Origin of the sequence: Agrobacterium sp. CNPSo 2736, from assembly GCF_004005385.1 — a bacterium.
Classification (GTDB): Bacteria; Pseudomonadota; Alphaproteobacteria; order Rhizobiales; family Rhizobiaceae; genus Agrobacterium; species Agrobacterium leguminum.
Genome location: NZ_RZTX01000020.1, coordinates 78,272 through 84,777, shown reverse-complemented (window position 1 = coordinate 84,777; position 6,506 = coordinate 78,272). Strand labels below are relative to the sequence as shown.

6 protein-coding genes are annotated in these 6,506 nt (G+C 63.9%); all 6 read right to left on the bottom strand.

Going from position 1 to position 6,506, the window contains the following annotated elements:
• Window positions 1-44: 44 nt before the first annotated feature.
• The 6 genes from EM858_RS24185 to EM858_RS24160 all read right to left on the bottom strand — a co-directional run bounded on the left by EM858_RS24185 (window position 45) and on the right by EM858_RS24160 (window position 6,461).
• The gene (locus tag EM858_RS24185; protein ID WP_020808641.1) at window positions 45-2,036 is read right to left on the bottom strand and encodes a heme lyase CcmF/NrfE family subunit; all 1,992 of its coding nucleotides are present in this window, start codon (window positions 2,034-2,036) and stop codon (window positions 45-47) included.
• Entirely contained in the window at window positions 2,033-2,545 is a 513-nt protein-coding gene (ccmE, locus tag EM858_RS24180) for a cytochrome c maturation protein CcmE (RefSeq protein WP_080817359.1), read from the bottom strand. The genes EM858_RS24185 and ccmE overlap by 4 nt, the downstream gene beginning before the upstream one ends.
• On the bottom strand, window positions 2,542-3,705 hold the full coding sequence (gene ccmI / locus EM858_RS24175; protein WP_164865550.1) for a c-type cytochrome biogenesis protein CcmI: 1,164 nt from the start codon (window positions 3,703-3,705) through the stop codon (window positions 2,542-2,544). Before ccmI ends, ccmE begins: the two co-directional genes overlap by 4 nt.
• 160 nt (window positions 3,706-3,865) lie before the next feature.
• On the bottom strand, window positions 3,866-4,294 hold the full coding sequence (locus EM858_RS24170; RefSeq protein ID WP_127758231.1) for a hypothetical protein: 429 nt from the start codon (window positions 4,292-4,294) through the stop codon (window positions 3,866-3,868).
• A gap of 105 nt (window positions 4,295-4,399) precedes the next feature.
• Complete coding sequence (locus tag EM858_RS24165; RefSeq protein WP_003521230.1) at window positions 4,400-5,800, bottom strand: HAMP domain-containing sensor histidine kinase; 1,401 nt, start codon at window positions 5,798-5,800, stop codon at window positions 4,400-4,402.
• Window positions 5,790-6,461 (bottom strand): response regulator transcription factor, encoded by a 672-nt coding sequence (locus EM858_RS24160; protein ID WP_003509815.1) that lies wholly within the window; start codon window positions 6,459-6,461, stop codon window positions 5,790-5,792. Before EM858_RS24160 ends, EM858_RS24165 begins: the two co-directional genes overlap by 11 nt.
• Window positions 6,462-6,506: the final 45 nt, after the last annotated feature.

Below are 6,506 nucleotides of genomic sequence, written 5' to 3'. Positions count from 1 at the left end.
GGATTCCTGTGACAAGCACAGGAATGAGGGGAGCAAGACCACACTCATTCCGCCGCCTCCGGCATTGCAGCCCGCACCGGCTTCGCCTTGCGATTCGGCGCTCCGACCCGCAAACGCCTGTCCGAGAGCGAGATGAAACCGCCCGCCATCATGAACAGCGTGCCGCCCCAGATGCACAGGATGAAGGGTTTCCACCAGATGCGCACCACCATGCCGCCATCGGCCATGGGGTCACCCAGCGAGACATAAAGCTGGCTGAGGCCGAAGGTCAGGATGCCGGCTTCCGTCGTCGGCATCCGGCGTGCGGTATAGAGCCGCTTGGACGACCAGACATCGGCCACCTCCACCCCCGCCTTGCGCACGGTGAAATGGCCGCGATCCTCGGTGAAATTCGGGCCGACGGCGTGGCGGACGCCATCGAAGGTCAGGCTGTAACCGCCCGCTTCCGCCGCCATGCCCTCTTTCATTTCCAGGACCGTCTCGGTCTCGAAAGTGGTGACGATGACGATGCCGAGCACGGTGATGCCGAGCCCCATATGCGCCAGCGCCGTGCCGAAGGCCGAACGCGGCAGGCCCTTCAGGCGGCGAAACGCGATACCGAAGGCGAGCTTGCCGAAATTGGCGCGATACCAGAGATCGGCGAAAGCGCCGAAGATCAGCCAGAAACCGGCGGCGATGCCGAGTGCGGCCAGCACCGGACCGCCATTTTCAATGTACCAGAGCGTCAGCCCGGCAAGGGCCGCAAGCGCTGCCGCCACATAAAGCCGCTGGAAGGCTCCGAGAAGATCGCCGCGCTTCCAGGCGAGCATCGGCCCGAAAGGCGTGACGATCAGGATCGGGATCATCAGCAGGCCGAACGTAAGATTGAAGAAAGGCGCACCGACCGAAATTTTTTCGCCCGTCAGCGTTTCCAGAATGAGCGGATAGAGCGTGCCGATCAGCACGGTCGCGGTCGATACCGTCAGGATGAGGTTGTTGAGAACCAGCGACCCTTCGCGCGAGATCGGCGCAAACAGACCACCGGCCTTCAGGGAAGGTGCACGCCATGCGAAAAGCGCGAAGGCGCCGCCGATGAAGACGGTCAGAATGCCGAGAATGAAGATGCCGCGGCTCGGATCGGTGGCGAAGGCGTGGACCGAGGTCAGCACGCCGGAGCGGACGAGGAAGGTGCCGAGCAGCGACAGCGAAAAGGTCATGATCGCCAGAAGCACGGTCCAGATCTTCAGCGCCTCGCGCTTTTCCATGACGAGCGCCGAATGCAGCAGCGCCGTTCCGGCAAGCCACGGCATGAAGGAAGCGTTTTCCACCGGGTCCCAGAACCACCAGCCGCCCCAGCCGAGTTCGTAATAGGCCCAGTAGGAGCCCATGGAGATGCCGGCGGTCAGGAAGGTCCATGCGGCGAGCGTCCACGGCCGCACCCAGCGCGCCCAGGCGGCGTCGATGCGTCCTTCCAGCAGCGCCGCAACGGCAAAGGAGAAGCAGACGGAAAAGCCGACATAACCGAGATAGAGCAGCGGCGGATGGATGGCGAGGCCGAAATCCTGAAGAATGGGATTGAGGTCCTGCCCCTCGGCCGGCACCGGCTCCAGCCGCAGGAACGGGTTGGAGGTGAGCAGGATGAACAGCAGGAAGGCGACCGAAATCCATGCCTGCACCGCAAGCACATTGGCTTTGAGCGTTTCCGGCAGGTTACGGCCGAAGGCTGCGACAAGCGCGCTGAAAAACACCAGGATGAGCAGCCACAGCAGCATGGAGCCTTCGTGGTTGCCCCAAACGCCGGTCAGCTTGTAGATCATCGGCATCAGCGAATGCGAGTTTTCCCAGACGTTGCGCACGGAAAAATCCGAGACGGCATAAGCCCGCGTCAGCGCCGCGAAGGAGAAGGCGACCAGCAGGAACATCAGGACCGAGCCGAGCGAGGCGACATCCATCAGCGCCCGGTCGTTGCGGCGCGCGCCGATGACCGGCAGCGTCGAGACGATCAGCCCCACACCGAGCGCCAGAACCAGAACATAATGGCCGATCTCGTTGATCATCTGGTTGCTCCGGTCTTGTCGGAAGAAGGTGCGCTGGCCGCTGGCGTTGCGGCGGCTGGTTCCTCGCCGTCTCCGGCATGCTGCCACAGGCCCTTGTCCTTCAGCCGGTCGGCCACTTCCTTCGGCATGTAGTTTTCGTCGTGCTTGGCCAGAACGCTGTCGGCCACGAAACCGTGGGTCGCGGCATCGAACATGCCTTCGGTCACCACGCCCTGCCCTTCGCGGAAAAGATCGGGCAGGATGCCGGTATAGCTGACCGGCACGTTCGCTTCACCGTCGGTCACCGTGAAGCTCACCGTGCGGCCCTCGCCGCGCTTGATCGAGCCTTCCGCTACCAGCCCGCCGAGGCGGATGCGGGTGCCGGGGTTGACGGGCGTCTTTTCCAGATCGGCCGGCATGTAGAAATAGGCGATGGACTGGCCGAAGGCGAACATGACCAGCAGCACGGCTGCAACGATGAAGCTCATGCCGCCGCCGATGATCACTAGGCGTTTCTGTTTGCGGGTCATTGCGTCACTCCCTGCGGCGCGGCATCCTGCTGCCCGTTCATGCGGATCGGTCCGGCCGAAACGCCCAGTTCCTTCGCCAGCGCCAGAAGCTGCCTGCCCTGCTCGCCCTCCGGCGGGAAGGCCTTCAGCCCCGCCCGCAGCGCTTCTCCGGCCTTGGCTTCGTTCTTCAGCACGGAATAGGCGCGAACGAGACGCATCCACCCTTCAAAATCGGCCGGGTTTTCCTTCAGCTTGGCGTCGAGGCTCGCCACCATGCCCTCGATCATCGCCTGCCGGTCGGTCGCCGTCATATCTTTTGCCGCAGCCATGTCCTCAGCGGTCGGGCCGGGTGCGGCAGGGGTCGCCGCGCCGCCGGTCCGGGCTATATGTTCGCGCACCAGCGGCAGCCACGGCGCACCGGCCGGCGCATCGGCCGCCAGCGCGGTGAAGGCGGCGCGCGCTTCCTCGGCCTTGCCGGCCTGTTCCAGCGACAGCGCCAGATAGAAGCGGGCGCGCGGATTGCCGGGCTTCAGCTCTTCGGCCTGCGCAAACGCATCCCGCGCGGCCTCGATGACGATGCCGTCATTGCCGGCCACCAGCGTTTCGCCAAGGCCCGTCAGCCGTTCCGGGCTCGGTCCCAGAATACGAAGCGCATTGCGATAGGCAAGCTCGGCATCGCCAAGCCGCAATGTCTTGAAATAGATCGGCGCGAGGATATCCCAGCCGGCGCCGTCCTCCGGGTTCTGCGCCAGATGCCGTTCCGCCCGGGCGACCAGCAGGTTCATGTCGTTGCCGGGCTTTTCAAGACGCGCCTCGAGCGGCATGTCCGGCACCTCCGGACTGCCGTTCCAGATGTAAAGACAGAGACCGAGCGCGGGCAGCAGAATGGTAATGAGGCTGGCGGCGAGATTGTGCCGGCGCGGCCGGGGTTCTTTGCCGGATTGCTCTTCCGCTTCGGCGGCGGCGAGAAGCCGGCGGCCGATTTCGGCGCGGGCATAATCCGCCTCCGTGTCGCCGATCAGGCCGGCGGCGCGTTCGCGGTCGAGTTCGGCGAGCTGATCGCGATAAACGGCGACCTCACCGTCGCGGCGCGTCTGCGGCGCCTCGGTCTTCCGCATCAGCGGGTACATCAGGACGATGGCGACAGCCGCCGTCAATATCGCAACGACAATCCAGAACATAAGGCTCAATTACTCGAATGCGCGGCACATGGAAACATGAAGCGCGGGGATGACGTGAATTTGAGACATCACGCCGCACCGCAGGCCATCTCCCGGCTGCACCGCCATGCCTTTTCTTGTCATCGCAAAAGGCCCGTGTCCTTGATTTACGTCAAACTGGTTACGTCAGCGGCGACCAGCTTCCATCGGCATTGCGGCAAGCCGCACCACGCGCCCTGGTTTCGCGTCCGTCGACCGTCAGGGTGTGCGAATATTGCCGGCAATTCTGGTTGCCGACCTGATAGGGCGCATTGGCGACCACCTGCCCCTTGGCGTCATCGCCTGTCCACGACACGGGCGTGCCGACGGGGGCCGTTTCCAGGGCCTTGTATTCGGCTTCCAGCGCCTTGGTCTGATCACCCCTGTCGAGCTGCACGCCGCTTCTCCCGACAATGCCGCCTTCCAGATTGGCAAGGAACGGCGTCGAAGGCTGCGCAGAGCGGCCGAACAGGCCGCCGCCCGTCGGGCGGGTGCCCGTGGTGGTGCAGGCGCTCAGCATCGATACGCACAGGATCGAGAGAAGTGCCGGGCGTGACACCAGCGAGCGCATTGTCACGGAGCGGCAGCCATCATACACGTCAACCAAACCCTGTCCTCTTTCCTACCGCATTGCACCTAATATATCGCCATTGAATTTCTTGCCTTTTTTCTTGCCTCACGCAAGCTCTTTCGAAAGGCCCGGCAAAATCAGATCGGCTTTCAGGCCGCCAATGGCGCTGCGCGACAGCGAAAAGCGGCCATGGTACTCTGACACCACCTCGGAAACGATCGACAGGCCGAGGCCCGTGCCCGGCCGGCTCTCGTCCAGCCGCCGCCCGCGCTTCATCGCTTCGCTGATCTGTTCCGGCTCAAGCCCCGGCCCGTCGTCCTCCACCGTCAGCTCCACCCAGGAGCGACGGGCGATTTCCGCATCGGAGGATGGGTGCGTGCCGGTCGCAAGCGTGATGACCACACGCGTCTGCGCAAAACGCGCGGCATTTTCGAGAAGATTGCCGACGACCTCTTCCAGATCCTGCTGCTCCATGCCGAGTACCGCGCCGGGCTGCTCGAAATTCAGCACGAACTGCTTGTCGGGGTTCAGGCGGCGCATCACCCGCACCAGCCGTTCCAGCGCCGGTTCCGCTTCCACGCGGGCAAGGATCGAGCCGCGCTGGGCGGCGATGCGGGCGCGGGAGAGATAGGATTGCACCTGCGCCTGCATGGCGTCCGCCTGCGCCCGTACCAGATCGCCATGCTGCGGCTCCAGCGTGCGGGCCTCGTTCAGAAGAACGGCGATCGGCGTCTTCAGCGAATGCGCGAGATTGCCGACCTGCATGCGGGCGCGCTCCACCAGCCGGCGATTGCTGTCGATCAGCGCATTGACCTCATTGGCGAGCGGCTGGATTTCACGCGGGAATTCGCCTTCGAGGCTTTCCGCCTCCCCGCCCCTGATCTTGCCGAGCGCCACACGTGCCTGATCGAGCGGCCGCAGACTGTAGAGAATGGCAAGGCCGTTGACGACCAGACTGCCGACACCGAAAACGGCGAGCGCCAGATAAAGGCTGTTGGAGAAATCGCGCACATCGTCTTCCACGACGTTCAGATTGCCGGAGACACGGAAACGCGCGGCGCGTCCCTCGCCATCCAGAACGACTTCCGTTTCCGCCACGCGCACCTGATTGCCGGCCTCGTCGGTGACGGCATAAAAGCGCTCATAGCGGTTGTCGAAGGGCGCATCGAGAATGCTCGGCACCGGCAAAGTGGAGACGCCGAGCGACGATGACACCAGCGGCGCGGTCTGGAAATTGCCGAGCGGCTCGACAACCCAGTACCAGCCGGTATCGGGCTGCGAAAAGCGCAGATCGCCGAGCTGCGGGCTGCCGGCCAGCGTGTTCTCGTTGGAAATCGTCACGGAATTGATGACGTTATAAAGCTGCGCCCTCAGAAGATCGGTGAAGCTGCGCTCCACCCCCTGCCGGTAAAGCGTCGAGATCACGACGGCGATCACCACCAGCGCCAGCACCGACCAGAGCGAGGCGAGCAGCAGAACGCGGGCGGTGAGGGAATTACTTCGCATCTGCCGGCGCTTGCATCCGGTAACCGAGACCGCGGATCGTCTCGATCAGATCAACACCGAGCTTCTTACGCAGACGGCCGACAAACACCTCGATGGTGTTTGAATCGCGGTCGAAATCCTGATCGTACATGTGTTCGACCAGCTCCGTGCGCGAGACGACCTCACCCATGTGGTGCATGAGATAGGACAGGAGCCGGAACTCATGCGAGGTAAGCTTCAGCGTCGTGCCGTTGACGGTGGCCTTGGAAGACTTGGTGTCGAGCCGGACCGGGCCGCAGACGAGTTCGGAAGAGGCGTGGCCGGCGGCGCGGCGGATAAGCGCGCGCACGCGGGCAAGCACTTCTTCCACATGGAAGGGCTTGGTGACGTAATCGTCGGCGCCGGCGTCGATGCCGGCGACCTTGTCGCTCCAGCGGTCGCGCGCGGTGAGGATGAGCACCGGCATGGCCTTGCCGGCCGCACGCCATTTTTCAACGACGGTGATGCCGTCGAGCTGCGGCAGGCCGATATCGAGGACGATGGCGTCATAGGGCTCGGTATCGCCGAGATAATGGCCTTCCTCGCCGTCGAATGCCTGATCGACGACATAACCGGCTTCTTTCAGCGCATCGGTCAGCTGACGATTGAGATTGGCATCGTCCTCAACAACGAGAATACGCATTGTCCGCCCTTTCCTGTATCCCGGCCCGCAGGCGCGCCGCCGGTC